Here is a 21,546-nt window from a genome sequence, read left to right on the forward strand (position 1 = left end):
TGCTCAGTCCTGCGCGTCGACGGAACGGATCAGCTTCCGTTCCAGCACGCGCAGCACTGTCTTCAGGTCGTGCCCGCGTCGCAGGACCTGCCCGTCCATGCCGACGACGGCATACATCCCCTGCCGGTTCCGCAGCTTGGGCCGCTTCTCGATCCGGTAAATGGGAAACTCCGCAGAGCGGCGGAAGATGGAAAAGACGGCCACTTCGCGCAGGGCGGAAATGCCGTAGTCGCGCCATTCCCCCGCAGCCACGAACCGCCCGTAGAGGGACAGGATCACGCTGAGCTCGGTACGGTGAAACGACACCTGATCGGCGGAGACGCCCGGGATCGGGGCCTGAGGCTGCATGTTCATGATCCCAAGGTGCGCCTGCGGGTCACCAAAATCAAGCCGGATCGCCCGCCATGGTTTTCCGTCTTGGTTTTTCGGTATGGCCTGGATATTCCCGAGGCCCAGCCGTCAGGCAGTGATGGTGCCCCGGCTCACCGTATTCTGATCTTTTCGTGAAGAGTCCCGTTAATCTCTTGGCGGATGGCGCGCTCAGGTTAAGGTTGTGGCGGATAGCAACGTGGAGCCTTTCCGATGAAGCTGAAGACTCTCGCCCTTACCCTCGTCACCCTTTCGATTGCCAGCGGCACCCTTGCCCATGCGGATGCGACCAACCCGGCCGTGAAGGAACGCATGGACCTGATGGGGACCATCCGTGCCTCCTTTGCCTCCATCGGTGGCATGGTCCAGGGGCGCGCCGCCTTCGACGCCGACCAGGCGGCCGAAGCGAAGGACACCCTGGTGGAGGCCGCAGGCCTCATCCCGGCCAAGTTCGAACCGAACGAAACGGATCCCGAATCCGAGGCCTCGCCCGCCATCTGGGACAACTGGGATGATTTCGTCGCCCATGCCTCTGCACTGGAGGAGGCGGCGCTCGCGCTGGATACAACGTCCCTCGACACCATGAAGGCAGGGTTCGGCCCGATCGGTGCGTCTTGCGGCAGTTGCCACCAGGCCTACCGGATCAAGTGATTGCGCAATTGCGCAGGGGCCGGGCGCGCTTGCCCGGCCTCAGCCGCAGCGCAGCCCGGTCACCTTGCCATCCTCGCCCACCTGGATGTTGAGGCGTTCCGGGCGATGATCCATGGTCATCATGCTGTCGGGGTGCAGGACCCGAACAGGCCCCTCGCGGACCGGAAGCATCGAGGCGTCCCAGGTTTGCCCGACAAGATCCTTATGGGCCTCCTGCTGACAGGGGGAGCCCGGGGCCGCGCTCATTCCCAGGGCGGTTCCGCACAGGGTGAGGCTGGTCAGAAGACCCGCAGCGCACAGGGGCAGGTACGGGGTCAGGTACGGGGACAGGAAACGGGACAGGCGGGTCATGCAGCCTTTTCGACGCCGTAGCGCGCCATGAAGGTCTTCACCGCTTCGTCTGCAATCAGCTCCACCTCTTCGGCGGGGATCGAATCGACCACGCCGAACAGCAACTTGACCATGATCCTCGTCCGGCACAGTTCGACGAACTGGTCGGCGGCCAGTTCCGGATCCTCTGCCTGCAGATAACCGCGTTCCGTGGCTTCGCGAATGTAGCGCGACATGATGCGGCGCGCGATGAGCGGGCCGTTCTCGTAGAAGTCCTGGGACAGGTCCGGGAAACGGTTCGCTTCGGCGGTGGCCAGGCGGAACATGGAAATGGCCATGGGGGAGCTGAACCCAGTCACCATGCGACGCGCGGCAATCGGCAACAGTTCCTCAGGCGGCATGTTGGGGGGGACGAACCCGCGGGAGGTTTCCCCTTGCTTGTGGCACTCGCCCCGCGCGATCTCGATGAAGAGCAGGCGCTTGTCGGGGAAGTAGCTGTAAAGCGTGGCTTTGGATACGCCGGCTTCCTTGGCGATCTCATCGACATTGGCGTTGTCGAACCCGTCCTTCATGAAGACGCGGCGCGCGCCTTCCAGGACCTGGTCATATTTGCGTCCCCGGCGTCCGAGGGAAGTTTGACGGTTCATGAACCCTCCGCGCACTAGCGTGGGGATAATGGCGTCCCCTTTATGTAGGGGCAAGCCTTTCGCAGACAATGAGACGCAAGGTTGACGTGACTGCGCTCTCTGCGATGATCCCTTTTGCACATTGGCACCCTTTGGTGTCGGAAACGCGAAGCCAGGGGGCGAAAGACACCTCATGACAGTCATTTACGTCGATGCGGACGCCTGTCCCGTGAAGGACGAGGCGGAACGCGTGACGACCCGGCACAGGGTGTCATGCTGGATGGTGTCCAACGGCGGGCTGCGTCCGTCGCCCAACCCTTTTGTACACCATCAGATCGTTGCGGCCGGTGCGGATGAGGCCGACAAGTGGATCGCGGAACGCTGCGGGCCGGGCGATGTGGTGGTCACGGGGGACATTCCGCTTGCCGCGAAATGCGTGGCCGCCGGGGCCCTGTGCCTGCGCCACAACGGCGAGCGGTTCACCGAGGCGAACATCGGCCAGCAGCTGGCGATGCGTGACCTGATGGCGGATATCCGGGCGGCCAATCCCCTGGGCGCCGGTGGCGGGGGCAAGGGCTTTACAAAGGCCGACCGCTCCCGTTTCCTGAACGCTCTGGAAACCGCGCTGCGGGCTGCAGCGTCCAAGGGACAAGTGCAGGGAAAATGACGGAAAACCCCATCAAGGCTGTCGTGTTCGACATCGGCAACGTTCTGATCGAATGGAACCCGGAACGCCACTACGACGCCAAGTTCGGAGAGGACCGCAGGCGCGCGCTTTTCGACACCATCGACCTGCACGCGATGAACGACCGGGTGGATCGGGGCGGTGACATGGCGGAGCTTACCGCCCGCCTGGCCGAGGACCATCCGGAATGGCGCGAAGAGATCCTGACCTGGCATGAAGACTGGCTGACCATGGCCTCGCCCGCGATCCCGCATTCCTGGCGGCTGCTGCGTGCGCTCAGGGCCAAGGGGATCCCGGTCTTTTCGCTGACGAACTTCGGCACCGGCACCTTCGCCATCGCGCGGGAGGAATACCCGGTGCTGAGGGAGTTCGACGCGGAATACATCTCTGGTGAGCTGGAGGTGATCAAGCCGGACGAAAGGATCTACGAGATACTCGAGGATGGTTCGGGCCTGTCGGGGGCGTCGCTGATCTTTACCGATGACCGGGCCGACAATATCGCCGCCGCCGCCGCGCGCGGCTGGCGCACGCATCTGTTCGAAGGCCCCGAAGGCTGGGCCGCGCGCCTGGTGGAAGAAGGGCTTCTCACGCAGGAGGAAGCCGCATGAATGTTCCCATGATCTCCTTCGAGGAAGGCGAGGCCGTCCTCGACTGGCTGAAGCTGACCGATGCCCTGGCCGCGGCCCATGATCTGCCGAAGGCAGAGATCGGCGACACCTTTCTCTATCGCGGCGATGACACGCTGCTGACCCGCTCTGCCTGGATCGACGGGCTGGGGGTCGCGGTGAAGGCCGCCACCGTCTATCCCGGCAACAAGGCCAGGGGGCTGCCCGCGGTCAACGGCGCGGTGAACCTGATGAACGACGCCACCGGCCAGCTGGAGGCGATTGTCGATTTCCACCTGGTGACCAAGTGGAAAACGGCAGGGGACAGCCTGCTGGCCGCGCGGCGCCTGGCGCGACCCGACAGCCGGGTGATCCTGATCGTCGGGGCGGGCACCGTCGCGGGCACCCTGCGCGAAGCCTACGGCGCCGCCTTCCCGGATGCGCGTTTCCTTTGCTGGAACCGATCCCCCGCCGGGGCAGAGGCTCTGGCGGCGAAATATCCGGGCATCACCCCGGTCACCGATCTGCCCGCCGCAGTCGCCCAGGCGGATATCGTCACCTGCGCCACCATGGCGACTGAACCCTACCTCGACGGCGCCTGGCTGCGTCCGGGCCAGCACGTCGACCTGATCGGGGCCTACCGGCCCGACATGCGCGAAGCCATGGACAGCGCGCTGCAGCGCGCCCGGGTCTTCGTCGACAGCTTCGACACCACCATCGGGCATATCGGGGAAATCCAGACCCCGCTTGAGACGGGCGCGATCACGCGGCAGGACCTGCTGGCCGACTACTACGATCTCGGTGCCTTCACCCGGGGCAGTGAAGAGGAGATCACCCTCTTCAAGAACGGGGGCGGGGCGCACCTGGACCTGATGACGGCGCGCCACGTCTACGACGCATGGCGGGCCGAAAACGGAGGGGCGGAGTGAGCTTTGCGCCGCTGATCGGTCTTGTCCTTGGCGGAGGGGCCCTCGCCTGGGCGCCCTTCCTGCGTGAAGACATGCGCCCCAAGGTCGGTGAGCGGCGGGATGCCACGGCAGGAGAACTGGTGGAGCTGTCGCAGGGGCGGACCTGCTTCCGCTGGCGCGGGGACGAAGATGATCCGGTTGCGGTGCTGGTCCATGGGCTGACCACACCCGGCTATGTCTGGGATGACATCGCGGACCGACTTGTCGAAATGGGCTACCGGGTTCTGAGCTATGATCTGCTTGGCCGGGGGTGTTCGGACAGGCCCGAGCCAGACAGGCCCGTTTCAGGCAAGCCCGACGGGGTGCAGGACGCGGCCTTTTTCGTGACCCAGCTGACCGACCTTCTCAAGTCGCAGGAGGTGGCGGAACCCGTTACGCTGTTCGGCTATTCCATGGGCGGGGCCATCGCCACCGCCTTTGCCGCCGCCAATCCGGGATGGATCGAAAAGCTGGTCCTGGTCGCACCTGCGGGGATGGGGGGCTATCCCACCGGCTTCACCAGGTTCATGCGCGATGGGGGCTGGACCGGGAAGTGGTTGTTCTACCTGCTCTACCCGCGCCTCCACCGCAGCTCCGCTCGCGCGGCAGAGGCACAGGGCGTGCCGACAAACCTGGCGCGGCGGCAGGCGGCGGAGGCGACCTGGCGCGGGTTCACGCCTGCGGTGCTGGCCGGTCTGCGGGGGATCCTGCGCGACCCGATGGAACTGGAGCATCGCAAGATCGCGAAGGAGGGTGTGCCGCTCCTGTCGATCTGGGCGGTGGAGGACGAGGCGATCCCGCTGGACGGTATGGGCGTGCTGTCACGCTGGAACCGTGCCTCTGCCCAGAAACAGATCGAAGGGGCGGGGCACTGGCTGCCGCTGTCCCATCCCGAAGAGGTCGTGCGGGCCTTCCGCACCTGGCTCTGGGAAGACGGAGAGATCTAGCGCGATCTCTCCTCAGGCGGGCTGCGGTGTCTCGGGGCTTTCGCGGACGGGCAGGTGGATCAGGGCAGAGAAGGCGCCGACGCCGACGCCGACCCACCACACCAGCGTGTAATCACCGTGGATGTCGTACATGGCCCCGCCCAGCCAGACACCGAGGAACCCGCCGAGCTGGTGACTGAAGAACACGATCCCGTAGAGCGTCCCCATGTAGCGCATGCCGTAGATATGCGCGATCAGGCCGGAGGTCAGCGGTACGGTCGCCAGCCAGAGAGACCCCATGGCGGCAGAGAACAGCAGGACCGACCCGGGGGTGATCGGCGACAGGATGAAAGCCGCCGAAACGATTGTACGTAGGGTGTAGATCGCGGCCAGAAGGTACTTCTTCGGCAGGCGGTTGCCCAGCCAGCCGGCCCCCAGCGTGCCCAGCACGTTGAACACCCCGATGAGAGAGATCGAGATCGCGCCAAGCGCCGAGGTGGTGGAAATCCCGAGTCCGGCCAGGATCCCGCCAGAGGAGATCGGCCCGCAAAGCTCGGTCACGAAGGCCGGGAAGTGGGCGGTGATGAAGCCCAGCTGGTAGCCGCAGCTGAAAAAGCCCAGGAAAATCATCGCGAAGGTCGGATCCTTGCCTGCGCGCAGCAGGATCTGGCCCAGGCTTTCTTCCAGTTCGGCCTTGCTGGCCGGCGGCTGGACCGACCGCATCATTGGCAGCAGGAAGAGCACCGCAAGGATTGCGGCGGCGAAGATCATGAAGACATTCTGCCAGCTGGTGACGCCCAGAAGGTATTCCGCCACTGGCGCGCCGAAAACCTGCCCGGCGCTGCCGGCGGCGGTGGCGATGGCCAGCGACATCGACCGGTTTGCGGGCGAGGCGGCGCGCCCGACGACGGCCAGGATCACGCCGAAGCCGGTCCCGGCCACGCCGAACCCCACCAGCACTTCCAGGCCCCAATGCGCCTCGGGCGTGGTGGCGAAGGACGACAGCAGCAGCCCCGCGGCATAGGTCACCGCGCCCAGGATGATGGCACGACGGTCCCCCAGCTTTTCCGCAAAGGCGCCGAAGATGGGCTGGCCGATGCCCCAAGCAAGGTTCTGGATCGCGATGGCCAGGCTGAAGTCCGTCCTGGCCCAGCCGAACTCCGCCGCGATGGGGATCTGGAATACGCCAAAGCTCGCGCGGATGGCAAAGCTGATCAGGATGATGATGGCCCCCGCGATCAGCACGGGCGTGAAAAGACGGGCCTGCTGGGTCATTGGTCGGCTCCTGAAAGGCGTCGCTGCTGAAAAGGGTTGGGGGCAGGGTAGGGATAGGCCTGCGCCTGTCAAATCAGCTTTTGTGACATGCGACTTTCGTATCGGTTGCCCCGATGGGCGTCGTCGCGCCTGTCCGGTTGCGTTTGGCGCTTCCCCGTGGCGCGGGGGCGTATTATCACGCCCCCATGAGCCAGAGCATGACCGACCTCTATCACGCCCGCGTCAAAGCGGGGGAGATCCGCCCCGATCCTGCGCAGGAACATGTCCTGCCGGAATTCGACCGCATTCGCGCCGGGCTGGACGCCGCCCCCGTGAAACGCGGGTTCTTCGGCCGCAAGAAGGCGCCCGAGGCGCCGAAGGGGCTCTACCTCTGGGGCGGTGTCGGGCGCGGCAAATCCATGCTGATGGATCTCTTCGTCGAAAGCCTCGACGTGCCGGTGCGCCGGGTCCATTTCCACGCCTTCATGCAGGAAATCCACGAAGGCATGCATGCCGCCCGCAAGGCCGGTGTCGAAGACAGCCTGAAACCCGTGGTCGAAAAGGTCGTGGCCGAGGTGAAGGTGCTGGCCTTCGACGAGATGCAGATCACCGATATCACCGACGCGATGATCGTGGGCCGCCTGTTCGAGGCGCTCTTTGCGGCGGGGGTGGTGGTCGTGACCACGTCGAACCGCATTCCCGACGACCTTTACAAGAACGGGCTGAACCGGCAGCTTTTCCTGCCCTTCATCGAGATCATCAAGCAGCAGCTGGTGGTGCATGAACTGGAAAGCCCGCATGACTATCGCCAGCACCGCCTGTCCGGCGCGCAGGTCTATTTCTCCCCCGCCAACGCCGAGGCGCGCGCCCAGATCGAGGCCTATTGGCATGATCTGACCGGGGACGAAGGCCCGGGCGCCCCGCTTGTCCTGAAGGTGAAGGGCCGCGAGGTTGTCCTGCCGGCCTACCGTTCCGGGGTCGGGCGCGCGCATTTCCACCAGCTTTGCGGTGCAATGTTGGGACCGGGCGACTACCTGGCCGTCGCCGAAGCCGTCGAAGTGCTGATCCTGGAGGACATTCCCTGCCTCGGCCGGTCGAATTTCAACGAGGCGAAGCGGTTCGTCACCCTGGTCGACGCGCTTTACGAAGCGAAGGTGCGCGTGATCTGCTCCGCTGCGGCGGAACCTGAAAGCCTCTACCTCGAAGGGGAAGGGGTTTTCGAATTCGAACGGACCGCGTCGCGCCTGCGGGAAATGCAGGACAAGGACTGGGGTGCCGAGGAGGCCTGATTGCGTGTGTGCCGGGGAAGGTGGGTTGCACCCACCCTACGGGCCTTGCGCTGACTGCAGGGGTTGACCCTCCCCCGTAGGGCGGGGTTCACCCCGCCGCGCCAAGGCGACTGCAACCCCGCCACGCCACGGCGACCGCAACGCGCCGATCCTGGCTGCCAAAACGCAGAAGGGGGCCGTTGACCGACCCCCAGTGTTCTGCCCGATAGATCCCAAGCTTGCGACATGTCGCGAATCGCGGTGATAGGCTGCTGTGCGACCCGATACATGCGGATGAATGCCTGATCTAAAAGGACTTTATGCGAATCGTCGCGAATCGGTCAATGGGAAACGAATCGGTTAACCCGTGGTTTCGACCTCACGGTCAAGTGATGATTCGGAATTCCGATTCGGAACAGTCCCTTACGAGTCACTCTTTAAGTGACAAAAAATCCTGCAGCCGACGGAATTGCCCGCTTCAGCCGTCGATGCGAAGGATATGACCCGCAAAATAGAGCGATCCGCAGAACAGGATCCGGGCCGTGGGGTCCGTTTCGGCCAGCCGCGCCAGGGCGGTTTCGGCATCGGGCGCGATATCGGCGGGGATGCCGCAGGCACGGGCGGTCTCGGCCAGCGTTTCCGCGGGCAGGGCGTTTTCCTCTCCGGGGATCGTGATCGCGGTCAGCCCCTCGGCGCGGGCGGACAGCGGGCCCAGGTAGCCGGAGGCGTCCTTGGTGTTCAGCATGCCGCAGATCAGGCGCGTGGGCCGTGCCGGCAGCCCTCCCAGGAAGGAGGCCAGCGCCTCACCGGCAGAGGGGTTGTGGCCGCCGTCGAGCCAGAGCTCCGCCCGGGGCGCCATCGCGGCCAGCTTCCCGTCCTTCAGGCGCTGCAATCGTGCGGGCCAGGTGGCCCCCGTCACTGCCGCTTCGCAGGCGGCCTCGTCGAAACCCAGGTGGCGCAGCGTGGCAAGGGCCGCGCCGGCGTTTTCGATCTGGTGGGGGCCGGGCAGCGCAGGCAGGGGCAGGTCCAGAAGGCCGGTTTCGTCCTGGAAGATCAGCCGCCCGCGTTCCTCCCAGGCATGCCAGTGCTGGCCATGCACCAGCAGCGGCGCGCCCAGGTCGTTGGCGCGGGCCTCGATGACCTCCAGCGCCTCGTCCTGCTGCGGGCCGACGATGCAGGGAACGCCGCGCTTGATGATCCCCGCCTTCTCGCCCGCGATCTTGGCCAGGGTGTCTCCCAGGAAGGCCTCGTGATCCATGGACACCGGGGTAATGATCGTCGCGGCCGGTTTCGCCACGACGTTGGTGGCGTCCAGCCGGCCGCCCAGGCCGGTTTCCAGCAGGCACCAATCCGCGGGCGTCCGGGCAAAGGCCAGGAAGGCGGCGCAGGTGGTGATCTCGAAATAGGTGATCGCGTCGGGGCCGTTGGCCGCCAGGCACTCGTCCAGGATCTCGCTCAGATAGTCTTCGGAGATCAGCGCGCCTGCCAGCCGGATCCGTTCGTGAAACCGCACCAGGTGGGGCGAGGTATAGGCATGCACGCTTTGCCCCGCGCCTTCGATCCCGGCGCGCAGCATGGCCTGGGTCGATCCCTTGCCGTTGGTGCCGGCCAGGTGGATGACCGGCGGCAGCTTTTCCTCGGGATGGTCGAGCGCGCCAAGCAGGCGCCAGACACGGTCAAGCACCAGGTCGATGACCTTGGGGTGCAGGCGCATCATGCGCTCCAGCAGCGCATCGGACCCGGGCTGTGTCACTTCTTGTCTTCTGCCTTTTCGGCCTTGGCCTTGGATTTCTCCGTCTTGGCCTTTGCCTTCTCCGCCTCTGCCGGGGCGTCTGCCTTGGCTTCGGTCGCTGCTTCCGTGGGGGCGTCCGCTGCGGGCTCCGCATCGGCGACGGGGGCAGGCGGCGGCAGGTCGCCGGCCACGGCAGGCGGCAGGCCCATCAGCATGCGGGTGATGGTGATCAGCTCGTCCCGCATTTCGGTCCGCTTGGTCACCCGGTCCAGCATGCCGTGATCCAGCAGGTACTCGGCCCGCTGGAAGCCTTCGGGCAGCTGCTCGCGAATGGTCTGTTCGATGACGCGCGGCCCGGCGAAGCAGATCAGCGCATTGGGTTCGGCGATCTGCACGTCACCCAGCATCGCGTAGGAGGCGGTGACGCCGCCCGTGGTGGGGTGGGTCAGCACGACGATATACGGCAGGCCCGCTTCCTTCAGCATCTGCACGGCCACGGTCGTCCGCGGCATCTGCATCAGCGACAGGATGCCTTCCTGCATCCGCGCGCCCCCGGCGGCGGAGAATAGCACCAGCGGGCTCTTCTTCTTCACAGCGCGTTCGGCGGCGGCGATGATCGCATTGCCCACGTACATGCCCATGGACCCGCCCATGAAGGAGAAGTCCTGGCCCGCGGCCACGATCGGCGTCCGGCCGATCTCGCCCTCGACGACCAGCATGGCTTCCTTCTCGGCGGTCTTGCGCCGGGCGTCACGCATGCGATCGGGGTATTTCTTCTGGTCGCGGAAATGCAGCGGGTCGGTGACGGGCTCCGGCACGGCGACTTCCGTGAAGATGCCGCCGTCGAACAGGGCGGTGAACCGGTCACGCGGCGTGATCGCCATGTGGTGGCCGCAGCTGGTGCAGACGTTGAGATTGTCCTTCAGCTCACGGTGGAACAGCATCGTTCCGCAACTGTCGCACTTGGTCCACAGGTTCTCTGGCACTTCCCTGCGCGAGAAGATCGAGTTGATCCGTGGCCGGACGTAGTTGCTGATCCAGTTCATCTTGGCCTCTTTCGGGCGTTTCTGTCGGCCCCGAGATAAGGCCGTGGGACGAGGATTGCAATCAGCGCCTGATGGCAACCCTTGCGGAAAGCCAGGCAAGGACCAGCACAGCCAGCTCCAGCAGCAGCGAAAGCGTCAGGATCGGACCGTGGAATTCGCTGTTCAGCAGGTCGGTCTGGGGCAGGTCGGGCGTGGCGGGGAAGAGGAACAGCGACAAGCCGGAATCGGGGGCGCCGACCTCTCCGAAGAAGAGGAAGGCATAGGCGTTGTTGGCCAGGTGCAGCCCGATCGCCGGGCCCAGGGATCCGGCGCGTGCCGTCAGGTCCGAACAGGCCAGGCCAAAGCAGAAGGCCCAGATCACGTATTGCCAGTTGTCGGCCCAGTCGCTGCCCTCTGCCCAGTGCACGCTGGCAAAGGCGATGTTGGGCAGGATCATCCAGACCAGCGGGCTGTCGAACCGTGCCGCCAGCTGCTGTTGGAGGTAGCCACGATAAAGCAGTTCTTCCGAGGCGGTCTGCACCAGCAGGGCCAGCAGCCCGAAAGGCAGCGCCAGCAGCCACAGGGCGGGCGTGCGCACCTCCTCGATGGCCAGGAAATCGCCCCAGGGCGGGGAAAACTGGATCACCATGTAGAACGCCATGGCCCCCAGGAAGGCCTGGACCAGGGGTCGGAACACCGTGCCGGCCGGGCCCAGAAGGCTGCGGGCCGGGCGCATCTGCAGGTTCGAGACGATAAAGGCCGTGGCCAGACCCAGGAACCCGTAGGTCGTCAGCTGCAGGGTCAGGCCCAGCGGCGTGTCCCCCAGGAAGACGGCATCGGCCAGCGCCGGGGCGACGAAGGCAAGCGCCTCGTCAAAGCCGTAGATGGTGAAGCCGAAGAGGGCCTCGATCACCGCCAGGCCCAGGATCAGGCGCCACAGCTCCGGCTGGCGACCGGCGGGCATGGCGTAGGCGTGGTGGGGCAGGTAGGCGCGCGCCGGATCGAAAAGCTCTCTCATTTCCGCGGTGCCATCATTTCCGCAGTGCCAGTCGCGCGGCCAGCCACAGCACGCCCGTGGTCGCGAGTTCGACCGGCATCAAGCGCAGCATCGCAGGGTCATCCTGCGCGATGGAGATATGATAGAGCGCGAGGCCCCCCAGCTCATCCCCGAAGGAAACGCCCAGGATCGCGATGACATTGTTGACGAAATGCAATGCCAGCGCGGGCCCGAGAGTGCCCGATCGCGCGGTCAGGTCCCCGGCCACCAGGCCGAACAGCGCGGCCGAGGCGACGAACCATGGCGCGTTGGCGCCGGTCTCGGGTGAATAGTGCAGCGCACCGAAGAGCAGCGCCGGCGCCACCAGCCACAGCAGGCGCGACCGGAAGCGGCAGGACAGGCGCTTCTGCAGGTAGCCGCGAAACAGGCATTCCTCCGCGGTGATCTGGATCGCGATGGTCAGTAGGCCCGCCGGGATCCACAGAAACCAGCGCGCGGTGTCCATGTAGCGCGTGGGCGCGATGTCCACGGGCATCGGCAGCAGGGCAATCACCAGGATTAGCGGCAGAACGTAGCGCAGCACCCGCAACGCCTGCCGCAGGGTTTGCCCAAGCGGCAGCAGCAACAGGTCCAGCCCCCGCCCGTGCAGCACCCGCATCATCAGTTCCAGCGATAGAAGCGCCGTCGTGAAGGAAGACAGCATCAGCAACGTCAGCGCCTGCGGCCCGGGAATCGTCCGGGCCAGCACCGGCGCAGCCGCGATCATCCAAAGCGCCATCAGCACCGTGTAGAACAGCATGAAAAGGGCCAGGCCCGCACCTGTGCGCCATATGGCTGGAGGCATGTCCCGCCAGGGCGGCGCTTGGTCGTTGTCGGCTCGGCTCATGACCGGCAAGCTAGCGCCGGGCCCGCCGCCCCGCAATCGGCCTTGTGACACTTGTGCGGTGCTGTCGCACTTGTGCGGTGCCCATGGGTCATTTATGCCCTTGGCGGATGAAGAAGACGGGCCGCGACCGGAGGACGACTGCCATGACGACAGATCGAAGATCCGAACGGACCTCCGTGCCGCGTCCCGCTGGCGGCCCCCTTGGCAGCCCCCGGGCACGGTACTGACCGGATGCAGGCCGCAAGCATTCTCTCCCCCGCTCTTGGCCCTCTCAGGCGCCTTGCCGCGTCGCGCAGGTGGTTGCGGCTGCAGTCGCGCCCAACCCATCGTAGGCATGCCGGTCGAAAGCATCCGCTGCGCCACGTCGCGGCGGCGGGCCTGTGCCTGCTGCTGCCTGGATGCCTGGAAACCGGCGGTGCCGACAATGGCGAGGGTTTCTTTTCCACCATGCGCCGCCCCATGGGCGAAGTGCTGGCCCACGGCGAAATGGCCGGTGGCGATGTCGTCATTCGCGGGCCGGAGGACTATTGCATCGAAGGGCGCAGCCTGAAGTCCCGGACCGGCGGCGGCTTCGCCCTTCTGGCGCGTTGCGACATCCTGTCGGGCGGCGAAATGGGCAATCCTGTGGCCCTGGCCGTGCTGACCGCCACCGTCTCTCGCTATGATGACGGGGATCTGCCCGGGGCCGAAAGCATGGCGCGGGATTTCGCCGCCAATGGCCTTCCGGTGCTGGAAGCCAGCGATCGCAACGGCATGCGCCTGTTGCACCTGGGGGCGGGCGGCGATGCGCTGGTGCGTGCGGCGGATCCACGGCAATGGCGCGGGGTTTTCGTGATCAACGGCTACCTGGTCAGCCTGGCGGCCTATGGGCCGAAGGACAGCTCGGTCGCGGGGGCGGGCGGGCGTTCCCTGCTGCTGGCCATGGCGCAGTCCATCCGCGCCGCCAGCCCCGATACCCCCCGTGCCGCCCAAACCGCCCCGACCGAAAGCGCGCCATTGGCGGAACAGGCCGCCGATGGCCTGGGATCCACGGTCAACGTGCCTGCAACGGCGACAGGTGACACGGAAAACACGACGCAGGACTAACCGGCGCGGGCAGGACGCCGCATACGCTTGTGTCCGGATTTCCATGGGGTAACCTGCCACGGGCAGACGACGCCGGACGGCCCCCGCCGCCTGGCCGAAGCAACGGACACGACAACGGAAACCACGGCACAGATGGCAGGCTTTCGCAGATCCCTGATCGACAGGCTGATCAACCGCTCGGAACGGCGCCGCTGGCGCAAGCGTGCCGCCGAGGTGCACGACACGCCGCTGTCGACCCTGCGGACGCAGCGCAGTCAGGCGCGGGCACTGCGCGGTGAACTGGATTACCTGATCTATTTCGCCGACAGCCGTCTTGGCCTGCCGGCCATCGGCTCCAACGCCTTCCCGGTGCCCCATGGCACCGACTGGGCCTGGCGCCCGCAGCTTTGGCGCGGGCCACTGGCCCAGCATGGCGTGACTGCCGTCCGTTCCGGTGAACAGCTGGGCGAGGAAGTCACCATGTTCCATGACTGCGCCCAGTCGGAACTTACCCTGCGACAGGTCAGGAACCACCGCGAAAGCGACCTTGCCCCCTATGCCATGCGGCTCGACGTTTTCGGCTTCGACGGGTCTTTCCTGTCGCTTGCCATCAACCTGCCGGACGAGGCGCTGGACGGGCTGCTGAAGCGGCACCTGATCCGGCTGGACACCCTCGTCCAGATGGAAAAACCGTTGGAGCTTTTCGCCCGCCTCAACATCAAGCACGGTCCGAATACCGAACAGCTGGTTCGTGAACTGCCCGTGCACGAGGCGGAGCTGAGCGTCGAATTCGACTTGGCCTATTCGGAGATCAATGAAAAGCGGATCGAGAAGGCCTGGATCGACCTGATCTTCGAAGGCCCCCAGATGAACGAGGTCACCCTGCGCGACCTGACCGTCAGCCGCCGCCCCCGCGCGGATCTGTGATGCCGGCCGGGTAGCCGGCGAAGGTCCGGAGAGCGTACCCAGTAATCAAGCCCCAGAATAAACCCCAGAAGATGCCCGTGAAGACGCCCGCGACCAGGAGGTTCCGCATGAGTTCCGAGATGACCCTGACCAAGACCCGCCTTCACGCCGGCAAGTGGGAAGGCATCCTGACCGTTCCGGAAAGCCACCCCGCACCCCAGATCGAGGTGCTGGTGCATGATGAAAAGCTAGACGATGTCACGGTTGCCCCGACCGGGGCAGAGGGCGAATGGGGGCTCGTCGTCTCCATCCCGCCGCATGTGATCTCGGAAGGGACCCAGGTTTTCCTGATCCGCGACCGCGCCTCGGGCAAGCTGCTGGGCAACTTCGCGGTGCTGGCCGGCGAAGAGGTCAGCGACACGATGCATGCCGAAATCGTCCTTCTCCGGGCCGAACTGGACATGCTCAAACGGGCCTTCCGTCGTCACTGCGTCGAAACCGGCGCCGCCTGACCGTACCACCTGAACGCAAAGGGGGCCCCCATCGGCCCCGGCAGCGTTTCCCCAGCTGCAACGATACCGGATAAAACCGCGATATTGTCGGCTGTCTGCCCACTTCCTGCCTTCTTCGGCGCCGATACACGACGCTGACCACCCAGTGCGACAGGTAGGCAAGATGGACCGGCTCACGGAAATGGAGGCTTTCGCCACGGTGGTGGACCAGGGAGGGTTCACCGACGCGGCAAAGAAGATGGGGATCTCGAAATCCGCCGTCTCCAAGCATGTCTCCTCGTTGGAGGCGCGCCTCGGCGCGCGCCTGCTAAACCGGACGACACGCCGCGTCTCTCCCACGGAAATCGGCCTGGCCTACTACGACCGCGCCCGCCGCGTGCTGAACGATGCAGGCGAAGCCGATGCTCTGGTCACCTCGATGCAATCGGCGCCCTCGGGCCTGCTGCGGATTTCGGTGGCGACCGATTTCGGGGTAAATCACCTCTCTCCGGTGCTGGGGGAGTTCCTGCAGGAATTCCCCGATATCACCGTGAACATGGTGCTGAACAACCGCTACGTCGAACTGATTTCCGAAGGCTTCGACATGGCCATCCGCATCGGGGAGCTGGAGGACAGCTCCCTGCGGGCCCGCAAGCTGACGGAGACGGCGCAGCGCATGATCGCTGCGCCCTCCTACTTCGAAAAGTTCGGCCGGCCGGCCAAGATCGACGATCTGAACGAACACAAGCTGCTGCACTATTCGTCCCAGGCCTCCGGCAATGTCTGGAAACTGACGGCGCCCTCCGGGGAAAAGCGGCAGATCCGCACCGCCGGCTGGCTTTCGGTCAACGACGGGCAGTCGTTGCTCAATGCCGCCATTTCCGGCCTGGGCATCGCCTACCTGCCGTCCTTCCTTTACCACGACGCCATGGAACAGGGCCTGGTGGAGGATGCGATCCCCGATCTGCCGGTGGAGGTTCAGGGGATCTACGCGGTCTACCCGCCGGGCCGGTTCACCCAGCCCAAGGTGCGCGCCTTCATTGATTTCCTGGTGGATGCCTTCCAGGACAAGGGGCCGCTCAACTGGTAGCGCCCCGCATTTCCCCCGCCGCGACCTTCCTCTGACAGGGGGGCGTGGACCCTCGGACCCCGGTGCGCAGCCTGCGTGCCGGGGTATCTTGTCGCCGCTCTCGGGGTGTCAGGACTTCGGCAGAAGGATCGCCTCGACCCGCCGGTTGGCCTTGCGGCCCTCTTCGGTCCGGTTGCTGGCGATCGGAGCAAGGTAGCCCACGCCATGGGCTTCGATCCGGTCGGGCGCAATCCCGTATTCCCCGATCAGCCGTGCCCGCACCGCCTCCGCCCGGGCGCGCGACAGCTCCCGGTTGGGTTCAAGGGCGCCCTCGCTGTCGGTGTGCCCGACCAGAAGCAGGTGGCAGGCGGGATCCGACAGCAGCAGCGTCGCCACGGCATCAAGCGACGGGCTGGGCGTGTCTTCCAGCGTGGCGGCGCCGGTGGCAAAGCGCAGATCGGACAGCACCACGCGCCCCTCCCGTTCCAGCGCCTGCGCCAGCGGCGGCAGGGCGCCGGTGCCATCCCCGGGCAGGGCAGGGGAGGCCGCGTTCCCCGTCGCATCGGGCAGCGCGGGTGCGCCGGTGGGCAGGCCTGTGGGCAGGAAGGGCTGCAGCAGGCTGGCGTCGGTGCTGGCATGCACCATCTGCACGTAGCCCGCGCTGCTGTTGCGGCTGACCAGCAGGAAAATCGTGTCCTCCGCGCCGGTCGATCCAGTCGATGCGGTCGATCCGGACGCGCCATCGGCGGTGCGCTGCATCGTCAGGGCGCGGAAATCGAACAGGTCGACGCTCATCGCCGGGGCCGGGATCACCTCCAGGGCAAAGCGGAAGTCGAAGCCGCCGCAGACCCGCGTGGCGCAATCCAGCACGACCTCGAATCCTTGTTTCTTCAACGCTGCGCGCAGCGGCGCCAGAAGCTGCAGGGTGGTCATCCCCGGGCCGGGAACCGTCCAGGCGCGGCGGGTGATCGTTCCCTCCACCTGTTCCATGGGGGGCGGGGTGCTGCCCTTGGCAGGACCCGTGGGAAAGGCGTAGCTGTCCGGAACCGTGACCTCCTCGGTCGTCATCCGCGCGGCATAGGGCAGGGTATCCAAAGGATCGGCCAGCGCAGGCAGGCCCCCGCCCAGCCAGACGCAAAGCGCCGCCAGCCAGCGCAGCAACAGGCGACAGGGCGGCAACAGACGACAGGGCGGCAGCCCGGCGCAGGGAAGCGGGGCGGACCGCGCCGCCGCGCCCGCCTCGAAACCTGCCTTGCGGCCCGCCATCACCTGTTGCCCACCTCCCATTCAGCGGGCCTGCGCGTGGTATTCGGGGTTTGGCCGCATGTCGACGGCGCTGGCAATCCGGTTGGTCATGTTGAAGAACCCTGCGACATTGGCGATGTCCCAGATGTCCCGGTCGCTGAAGCCCGCGTCGCGCAGCGCCTGCCGGTCGGCCTCGCCGATCCGCGCGCTGGCCTCGGTCACCTTCACGGCGAACTCCAGCATCGCCCGCTGCCGCGCGGACAGATCGGCCACGCGCCAGTTCATCACCATCATCTCGCCCAGTGCGGGCCCGCCCATGTCCTGCGGGGCCATCTCGCGCACCGCCGCGCCATGGGCGGTCAAGCAGTAGAAGCAGTGATTGATCGAACTCACGGCCACCGCGATCATCTCCCGCTCCAGCTTGGACAACCCGCTCTCTCCCAGCATCAGGTCGTTGTAGAGCGCGGTGAAGGCCTCCAGCTTCTCAATGTCGAAGGCATGGGCCTTCAGCACGTTGGGCACCATGCCCAGCTTCTCTTCGCAGATGTCGAAATACTTCCGCGTGCGCTCCGGCAGCGGGTCCACCATGGGCAGGTTCAGGGCTGTAACTTGCCCGGTCATTTCGGTCGTCATGATATCGGTCTCCTCCCGTTCATGACCCCAGACGGTAATGGTAGCGCCCGACCTGCGCCATGCCGAGAGACCGGTAGAGGGCATTTCCGCCGACATTGCCGCGTGTCACGATGACCGAGAATTCCTCGGCCCCGTGTTCCAGCGCCCATCGGGCGGCGTCGATCATCATTGCCCGCCCCATGCCGCGCCCGCGCACCGTGGCGCTGACCTCCAGCGCATGCAGCATGGCGATGGTGCCGTCCACGGCGACAAAGGCCGTGCCGCCCGGCGAATTCTCGTAGCGCCCGATGAGGGATGTCCTGGGGCAGCTCACCCGGTCCATCACGGCCAGCCGCGCGGCTCCGATGCCGCCCTCGGCCCAGATCTCCTTCTGGATCGCCAGCGGTTCCCAGGCGGTCAGGCTGATCCGCTCCGGCGCCTTTTCCAGCGCGGCCATCTCGGCGGCGGGCATGGCATAGATCCAGACCGGGTCGACCACCTCGTAGCCCCGCGCCTCCAGCGCCGCGTCCAGGTCCTCGTCGCCCGGGCGGATGCTGAACAGCGGCACCTGCTCCATCGCCCGCATCGCGCCCTCGGCCGCGTCGATCTCTGCCGCGCTCACCTGGCTGCGGGTCGATGAGGCCGAAGAGACCCGCTTGCCGCCCCCGCCGCCCCGGCGCAGCACGAAGGGCATGCCAGGCAGGATCTCCGCCGGGGGCCAGGTGGCATCGACGACGGCCATGAACTCCGCCGTCCGGTCTTCGCCTCCGCTCATGCGGGGAAGAGCCCGGCCAGTTTCGTCATCGCCTCGTCCACCATGGCCGGATCGGCGCCCCGGATCACGATATTGGCGCCGTAGATCCCGTTCGACTGGAACGGGTAGGACCCGATGGAAAGCGCGGGGTAGCTCGCCGCAAGCTCCGACAGCGGCCCGGCGATCTCGCCCTCGCCGCGCTCGATCCGCAGGGTCTGGCTCAGCAGGGGGGTGCCACCCACCAGCGTGGGCAGAACGCTGGCCACCATCGCCTCGAAGACCGACGGCACGCCGGCCATGACATGCACGTTCTCGACGGTGAAGCCGGGCGCGATGCTGACGGGGTTGTCGATCAGGCTGGCCCCCGCCGGAATGCGCGCCATCCGCAGGCGCGCTTCGGTGATCTCGCCCCCCCGGCGCTCCCAATGGGCGACCAGCAGGTCACGGGCATCGTCGCGCACGTCGATCGTCCGGCCAAAGGCCTCGGCCACGCAATCGGCGGTGATGTCGTCATGGGTCGGCCCGATCCCGCCAGAGGTGAAGACGGTGCCGTATTTGCCCGACATCTCCCGCACGGTGGCGACGATGGCGGGCTGGTCATCGGCGATGAACCGCACTTCCTTCAGGTCGATGCCCAGCTTGGTCAGTTCCTGCGCGAGGAAGTACATGTTGGCATCGCGGGTGCGGCCCGACAGGATCTCGTCCCCGATCACGATCATCGCGGCGGTGGGATTGGCCATGACCTGCTCCTTGTTCATGCTTGATGATCAAAGCTATAGGCTTCGCGCATGCGCTTTCAAACCCCTCTTCTGCCCGCCACCCTGCTGCGCCGTTACAAGCGCTTCCTCGCCGACATCCGGCTGCCCGACGGGCAGGAGGTGACGGCCCATTGCGCCAATCCCGGCTCCATGATGGGGCTGGCGGATCCCGGCATGCGGATCTGGGTCGAACCCAACGACGATCCGAAGAAGAAGCTGAAGTACGGTTGGCGGCTGGTCGAACATCCCGATGGCCATTTCACCGGCGTCGACACCTCCGTTCCCAACCGGGCCCTGCGCGAGGCGCTGCTGGCGGGGCAGGTGCCGCGGCTTGACGGCTACGCCCGTGTCCTGCCGGAACAGAAGTACGGCGAGAAGAGCCGCATCGACTTCCTGCTGACCGACCCCGACCGCCCCGATTGCTATGTGGAGGTGAAGTCCGTCACCCTCTCCCGCCAGCCCGGCCTGGCGGAGTTCCCCGACAGCGTCACCGCGCGCGGGCTGAAACACCTGGGAGAGCTGTCGCAGATGGCGCAGGCCGGCCACCGGGCGGTGATGTTCTTCCTCGTGCAGCGCACCGATGCCACCCGCACCGACCTCGCCGCGGATATCGACCCGGCCTATGCCGCAGGCTTCGCCGCCGCCCGCGCCGCCGGGGTGGAGGTCATGGCCATGCGCTGCAACATCACCCCGGAAGAGATCACTCTGGGCCCCGCCCTGCCGCCGCCGCCCGGCTGATGCCTCCGCCCGGGCGTTTCCGCCCTCTCTGGCATTTCCGGACGAAAGCGATTATCTCTGCCCCTGACGCGCCAGCGATCGGGGCCCCAGGGCCGGTCCGGTCCCGCGCGCCCTCCAGGGCAAGATTTCAGGGAACATGGCATTGGAACAGGAACATCGCGGCCGCACGACACGGGAAGGCATCCGGATCCACGATCAGGCCGATTTCGAAGGCATGCGGAAGGCCGGCGCCGTCGCCGCCCGCATTCTCGATGACGTCGCCGCCATCATCGAGCCGGGCAAGACCACGGCCGAGATCGACAAGTTCATCGAGGACAAGGTGACCGAATACGGCACCATCTCCGCGACGATCGGCTACAAGGGCTACAAGCACGCCTCCTGCATCTCGATCAACCACGTGGTCTGCCACGGCATTCCCGGCGAAAAGAAGCTGAAGGATGGCGACATCCTCAACATCGACGTCACGGTGATCCTCGATGGCTGGTACGGTGACAGCTCCCGCATGTATGTCGCGGGCAAGCTCTCGCGGAAGGCGGAACGCCTGCTGCAGGTCACCCATGACAGCCTGATGATCGGCATCGACATGGTGAAGCCGGGCAATACCTTCGGCGACATCGGCCATGCCATCCAGAGCTATGTCGAAGGGCAGCGCATGTCGGTCGTGCGCGACTTCTGCGGCCACGGGCTGGGCACGGTCTTCCACGCCCCGCCGAACGTGCTGCACTACGGTCGCCCGGGCACCGGCGCGGTGCTGGAAGAAGGCATGTTCTTCACCATCGAACCCATGGTGAACCTGGGTCGCCCGGAAACCAAGGTGCTGTCGGACGACTGGACCGCCGTGACCCGCGACAAGTCGCTCTCGGCCCAGTTCGAACATTCCCTCGGCGTCACCGCCGACGGGTGCGAGATCTTCACCCTCTCGCCCGGTGGTCTATTCCACCCGACCTACACGGTCTGACGTGCCCGGCCCCGTGGTTGACCCGGGCGCGCTCTCCGAACGGCTCATGGCCATGGACGGGGCGACCTGGGACCGCCACGCCAATCCCTGGAGCGGTTGGAGCCGCCTCACCGTGCTCCCCCTCCTGGCACTGGCCCTCTGGGCGCGGGTCTGGCTGGGGCTTTGGTTCCTGCTGCCCGTGGCGCTGATCCTGCTCTGGACCTGGGCCAATCCGCGCCTCTTCCCCGTTCCGGCCTCCACCGACAACTGGATGTCGCAGGGGGTGCTGGGCGAAAGGATCTGGCTCGCCCGCAAATCCCGCCCCATTCCCGCGCAGCATGCCCGCGCCGCGATGATCCTCGTGGCGGTCTCGGGCCTCGGGTCCCTCGTCCTCGCCTGGGGGCTCTGGGTGCTGCACCCCTGGCTGGTGCTGGCGGGGCTGATCCTGGCCATGGGCGGGAAGCTCTGGTTCCTTGATCGCATGGTCTGGCTGAAGGCCGACACCGACCGCGCTGTCGCAGATCAGACTGCCACAGATCCTTCTGCCACGGATCAGGCCGGGCCCGACCCGGAACCTGCGGGTTCCGGCGCCGCCTGACTCCCGGCACGTCCAAGCCGCAGGATCCGGTATGACCCGGGGCCCGCGCGATGCTCTTCCTGCCCTGCACCC

The 21,546-nt window shown here is 66.3% G+C and carries 25 protein-coding genes; 13 read left to right on the plus strand and 12 right to left on the minus strand.

The annotated features are described in order from the left end of the window. Positions 1-3 precede the first annotated feature (3 nt). On the minus strand, positions 4-354 hold the full coding sequence (locus AC2IR1_RS03315; RefSeq protein ID WP_486474860.1) for a DUF2794 domain-containing protein: 351 nt from the start codon (positions 352-354) through the stop codon (positions 4-6). A 228-nt stretch (positions 355-582) separates the two neighbouring features. Here AC2IR1_RS03315 and AC2IR1_RS03320 point away from each other — a divergent pair, with 228 nt between their 5' ends. Next, positions 583-1,020, plus strand: a complete 438-nt coding sequence (locus tag AC2IR1_RS03320) for a c-type cytochrome (protein ID WP_486474861.1) — start codon at positions 583-585, stop codon at positions 1,018-1,020. Between the two features lie 39 nt (positions 1,021-1,059). Here AC2IR1_RS03320 and AC2IR1_RS03325 read toward each other — a convergent pair whose 3' ends face one another. Together AC2IR1_RS03325 and AC2IR1_RS03330 are read right to left on the minus strand one after the other, a co-directional pair. Continuing rightward, positions 1,060-1,371 carry an I78 family peptidase inhibitor gene (locus AC2IR1_RS03325; protein WP_486474862.1) on the minus strand — a complete coding sequence of 104 codons (312 nt, stop codon included), beginning with the start codon at positions 1,369-1,371 and terminating at the stop codon, positions 1,060-1,062. Beyond that, complete coding sequence (locus AC2IR1_RS03330; protein WP_486474863.1) at positions 1,368-1,997, minus strand: TetR/AcrR family transcriptional regulator; 630 nt, start codon at positions 1,995-1,997, stop codon at positions 1,368-1,370. The genes AC2IR1_RS03325 and AC2IR1_RS03330 overlap by 4 nt, the downstream gene beginning before the upstream one ends. A gap of 172 nt (positions 1,998-2,169) precedes the next feature. On the opposite strand from AC2IR1_RS03330, the gene AC2IR1_RS03335 reads away from it, so the two are divergent. The 4 genes from AC2IR1_RS03335 to AC2IR1_RS03350 are packed head-to-tail and all read left to right on the plus strand — an operon-like array spanning position 2,170 to position 5,160. Beyond that, the gene (locus tag AC2IR1_RS03335) at positions 2,170-2,643 is read left to right on the plus strand and encodes a YaiI/YqxD family protein (protein ID WP_486474864.1); all 474 of its coding nucleotides are present in this window, start codon (positions 2,170-2,172) and stop codon (positions 2,641-2,643) included. Then, complete coding sequence (locus tag AC2IR1_RS03340) at positions 2,640-3,269, plus strand: HAD family hydrolase (protein ID WP_486474865.1); 630 nt, start codon at positions 2,640-2,642, stop codon at positions 3,267-3,269. Before AC2IR1_RS03335 ends, AC2IR1_RS03340 begins: the two co-directional genes overlap by 4 nt. After that, positions 3,266-4,195 carry an ornithine cyclodeaminase family protein gene (locus AC2IR1_RS03345; protein WP_486474866.1) on the plus strand — a complete coding sequence of 310 codons (930 nt, stop codon included), beginning with the start codon at positions 3,266-3,268 and terminating at the stop codon, positions 4,193-4,195. The genes AC2IR1_RS03340 and AC2IR1_RS03345 overlap by 4 nt, the downstream gene beginning before the upstream one ends. Continuing rightward, positions 4,192-5,160 carry an alpha/beta fold hydrolase gene (locus tag AC2IR1_RS03350; protein WP_486474867.1) on the plus strand — a complete coding sequence of 323 codons (969 nt, stop codon included), beginning with the start codon at positions 4,192-4,194 and terminating at the stop codon, positions 5,158-5,160. The genes AC2IR1_RS03345 and AC2IR1_RS03350 overlap by 4 nt, the downstream gene beginning before the upstream one ends. A gap of 12 nt (positions 5,161-5,172) precedes the next feature. On the opposite strand, the gene AC2IR1_RS03355 is transcribed toward AC2IR1_RS03350, so the two are convergent. Further along, positions 5,173-6,414 (minus strand): MFS transporter, encoded by a 1,242-nt coding sequence (locus AC2IR1_RS03355; RefSeq protein WP_486474868.1) that lies wholly within the window; start codon positions 6,412-6,414, stop codon positions 5,173-5,175. A 197-nt stretch (positions 6,415-6,611) separates the two neighbouring features. On the opposite strand from AC2IR1_RS03355, the gene zapE reads away from it, so the two are divergent. Further along, positions 6,612-7,682, plus strand: a complete 1,071-nt coding sequence (gene zapE / locus AC2IR1_RS03360) for a cell division protein ZapE (RefSeq protein WP_486474869.1) — start codon at positions 6,612-6,614, stop codon at positions 7,680-7,682. A gap of 457 nt (positions 7,683-8,139) precedes the next feature. Here zapE and AC2IR1_RS03365 read toward each other — a convergent pair whose 3' ends face one another. The 4 genes from AC2IR1_RS03365 to AC2IR1_RS03380 form a co-directional block, all read right to left on the minus strand. Then, on the minus strand, positions 8,140-9,414 hold the full coding sequence (locus tag AC2IR1_RS03365; protein ID WP_486474870.1) for a bifunctional folylpolyglutamate synthase/dihydrofolate synthase: 1,275 nt from the start codon (positions 9,412-9,414) through the stop codon (positions 8,140-8,142). Beyond that, positions 9,411-10,439, minus strand: coding sequence for an acetyl-CoA carboxylase, carboxyltransferase subunit beta (gene accD / locus AC2IR1_RS03370; RefSeq protein ID WP_486474871.1), 1,029 nt, complete (start codon positions 10,437-10,439; stop codon positions 9,411-9,413). Before accD ends, AC2IR1_RS03365 begins: the two co-directional genes overlap by 4 nt. Before the next feature lie 61 nt (positions 10,440-10,500). Beyond that, positions 10,501-11,436: a CPBP family intramembrane glutamic endopeptidase gene (locus AC2IR1_RS03375; protein WP_486474872.1), complete on the minus strand. Its 936-nt coding sequence runs from the start codon at positions 11,434-11,436 to the stop codon at positions 10,501-10,503. Positions 11,437-11,449: 13 nt separating this feature from the next. Beyond that, positions 11,450-12,214 carry a CPBP family intramembrane glutamic endopeptidase gene (locus tag AC2IR1_RS03380; protein ID WP_486474873.1) on the minus strand — a complete coding sequence of 255 codons (765 nt, stop codon included), beginning with the start codon at positions 12,212-12,214 and terminating at the stop codon, positions 11,450-11,452. A gap of 534 nt (positions 12,215-12,748) precedes the next feature. Here AC2IR1_RS03380 and AC2IR1_RS03385 point away from each other — a divergent pair. From AC2IR1_RS03385 to AC2IR1_RS03400, 4 genes are all read left to right on the plus strand, one after another. Continuing rightward, positions 12,749-13,387: a dihydroxy-acid dehydratase gene (locus tag AC2IR1_RS03385; protein WP_486474874.1), complete on the plus strand. Its 639-nt coding sequence runs from the start codon at positions 12,749-12,751 to the stop codon at positions 13,385-13,387. A 132-nt stretch (positions 13,388-13,519) separates the two neighbouring features. Next, a complete protein-coding gene (locus AC2IR1_RS03390; protein WP_486474875.1) occupies positions 13,520-14,293 on the plus strand; it encodes a DUF6478 family protein in 774 nt (257 codons plus the stop codon). 107 nt (positions 14,294-14,400) lie between these two features. Next, positions 14,401-14,784: a hypothetical protein gene (locus AC2IR1_RS03395; protein WP_486474876.1), complete on the plus strand. Its 384-nt coding sequence runs from the start codon at positions 14,401-14,403 to the stop codon at positions 14,782-14,784. A gap of 163 nt (positions 14,785-14,947) precedes the next feature. After that, complete coding sequence (locus AC2IR1_RS03400; protein WP_486474877.1) at positions 14,948-15,853, plus strand: LysR family transcriptional regulator; 906 nt, start codon at positions 14,948-14,950, stop codon at positions 15,851-15,853. A gap of 108 nt (positions 15,854-15,961) precedes the next feature. On the opposite strand, the gene AC2IR1_RS03405 is transcribed toward AC2IR1_RS03400, so the two are convergent. Genes AC2IR1_RS03405 through AC2IR1_RS03420 form a run of 4 tightly spaced genes read right to left on the minus strand, consistent with a single transcriptional unit; the run spans position 15,962 to position 19,183 of the window. Next, positions 15,962-17,098, minus strand: a complete 1,137-nt coding sequence (locus tag AC2IR1_RS03405; RefSeq protein WP_486474878.1) for an OmpA family protein — start codon at positions 17,096-17,098, stop codon at positions 15,962-15,964. A gap of 21 nt (positions 17,099-17,119) precedes the next feature. After that, positions 17,120-17,698 (minus strand): peroxidase-related enzyme, encoded by a 579-nt coding sequence (locus AC2IR1_RS03410; RefSeq protein ID WP_486476366.1) that lies wholly within the window; start codon positions 17,696-17,698, stop codon positions 17,120-17,122. Between the two features lie 31 nt (positions 17,699-17,729). After that, positions 17,730-18,464, minus strand: a complete 735-nt coding sequence (locus AC2IR1_RS03415; protein WP_486474879.1) for a GNAT family N-acetyltransferase — start codon at positions 18,462-18,464, stop codon at positions 17,730-17,732. Then, positions 18,461-19,183, minus strand: a complete 723-nt coding sequence (locus AC2IR1_RS03420; RefSeq protein ID WP_486474880.1) for a competence/damage-inducible protein A — start codon at positions 19,181-19,183, stop codon at positions 18,461-18,463. The genes AC2IR1_RS03415 and AC2IR1_RS03420 overlap by 4 nt, the downstream gene beginning before the upstream one ends. Before the next feature lie 48 nt (positions 19,184-19,231). Here AC2IR1_RS03420 and sfsA point away from each other — a divergent pair, with 48 nt between their 5' ends. The 3 genes from sfsA to AC2IR1_RS03435 all read left to right on the plus strand — a co-directional run bounded on the left by sfsA (position 19,232) and on the right by AC2IR1_RS03435 (position 21,474). Next, positions 19,232-19,939: a DNA/RNA nuclease SfsA gene (gene sfsA / locus AC2IR1_RS03425; protein WP_486474881.1), complete on the plus strand. Its 708-nt coding sequence runs from the start codon at positions 19,232-19,234 to the stop codon at positions 19,937-19,939. A gap of 136 nt (positions 19,940-20,075) precedes the next feature. Next, positions 20,076-20,897, plus strand: coding sequence for a type I methionyl aminopeptidase (gene map, locus AC2IR1_RS03430; protein WP_486474882.1), 822 nt, complete (start codon positions 20,076-20,078; stop codon positions 20,895-20,897). 1 nt (position 20,898) lies between these two features. Further along, a complete protein-coding gene (locus AC2IR1_RS03435) occupies positions 20,899-21,474 on the plus strand; it encodes a DUF6653 family protein (RefSeq protein WP_486474883.1) in 576 nt (191 codons plus the stop codon). Positions 21,475-21,546: the final 72 nt, after the last annotated feature.

The organism is Pseudooceanicola sp. NS-SX8 (assembly GCF_057380755.1).

Bases quoted from the DNA above. Each gene is read 5' to 3' on its own strand.
- AC2IR1_RS03315 (WP_486474860.1), bottom strand. From the start codon at position 354: ATGAACATGCAGCCTCAGGCCCCGATCCCGGGCGTCTCCGCCGATCAG.
- AC2IR1_RS03320 (WP_486474861.1), top strand. From the start codon at position 583: ATGAAGCTGAAGACTCTCGCCCTTACCCTCGTCACCCTTTCGATTGCC.
- AC2IR1_RS03325 (WP_486474862.1), bottom strand. From the start codon at position 1,371: ATGACCCGCCTGTCCCGTTTCCTGTCCCCGTACCTGACCCCGTACCTG.
- AC2IR1_RS03330 (WP_486474863.1), bottom strand. From the start codon at position 1,997: ATGAACCGTCAAACTTCCCTCGGACGCCGGGGACGCAAATATGACCAG.
- AC2IR1_RS03335 (WP_486474864.1), top strand. From the start codon at position 2,170: ATGACAGTCATTTACGTCGATGCGGACGCCTGTCCCGTGAAGGACGAG.
- AC2IR1_RS03340 (WP_486474865.1), top strand. From the start codon at position 2,640: ATGACGGAAAACCCCATCAAGGCTGTCGTGTTCGACATCGGCAACGTT.
- AC2IR1_RS03345 (WP_486474866.1), top strand. From the start codon at position 3,266: ATGAATGTTCCCATGATCTCCTTCGAGGAAGGCGAGGCCGTCCTCGAC.
- AC2IR1_RS03355 (WP_486474868.1), bottom strand. From the start codon at position 6,414: ATGACCCAGCAGGCCCGTCTTTTCACGCCCGTGCTGATCGCGGGGGCC.
- zapE (WP_486474869.1), top strand. From the start codon at position 6,612: ATGACCGACCTCTATCACGCCCGCGTCAAAGCGGGGGAGATCCGCCCC.
- accD (WP_486474871.1), bottom strand. From the start codon at position 10,439: ATGAACTGGATCAGCAACTACGTCCGGCCACGGATCAACTCGATCTTC.
- AC2IR1_RS03375 (WP_486474872.1), bottom strand. From the start codon at position 11,436: ATGAGAGAGCTTTTCGATCCGGCGCGCGCCTACCTGCCCCACCACGCC.
- AC2IR1_RS03380 (WP_486474873.1), bottom strand. From the start codon at position 12,214: ATGCTGTTCTACACGGTGCTGATGGCGCTTTGGATGATCGCGGCTGCG.
- AC2IR1_RS03385 (WP_486474874.1), top strand. From the start codon at position 12,749: ATGCGCCGCCCCATGGGCGAAGTGCTGGCCCACGGCGAAATGGCCGGT.
- AC2IR1_RS03390 (WP_486474875.1), top strand. From the start codon at position 13,520: ATGGCAGGCTTTCGCAGATCCCTGATCGACAGGCTGATCAACCGCTCG.
- AC2IR1_RS03395 (WP_486474876.1), top strand. From the start codon at position 14,401: ATGAGTTCCGAGATGACCCTGACCAAGACCCGCCTTCACGCCGGCAAG.
- AC2IR1_RS03400 (WP_486474877.1), top strand. From the start codon at position 14,948: ATGGACCGGCTCACGGAAATGGAGGCTTTCGCCACGGTGGTGGACCAG.
- AC2IR1_RS03405 (WP_486474878.1), bottom strand. From the start codon at position 17,098: ATGGCGGGCCGCAAGGCAGGTTTCGAGGCGGGCGCGGCGGCGCGGTCC.
- AC2IR1_RS03410 (WP_486476366.1), bottom strand. From the start codon at position 17,698: ATGACCGGGCAAGTTACAGCCCTGAACCTGCCCATGGTGGACCCGCTG.
- AC2IR1_RS03415 (WP_486474879.1), bottom strand. From the start codon at position 18,464: ATGAGCGGAGGCGAAGACCGGACGGCGGAGTTCATGGCCGTCGTCGAT.
- AC2IR1_RS03420 (WP_486474880.1), bottom strand. From the start codon at position 19,183: ATGGCCAATCCCACCGCCGCGATGATCGTGATCGGGGACGAGATCCTG.
- sfsA (WP_486474881.1), top strand. From the start codon at position 19,232: ATGCGCTTTCAAACCCCTCTTCTGCCCGCCACCCTGCTGCGCCGTTAC.
- map (WP_486474882.1), top strand. From the start codon at position 20,076: ATGGCATTGGAACAGGAACATCGCGGCCGCACGACACGGGAAGGCATC.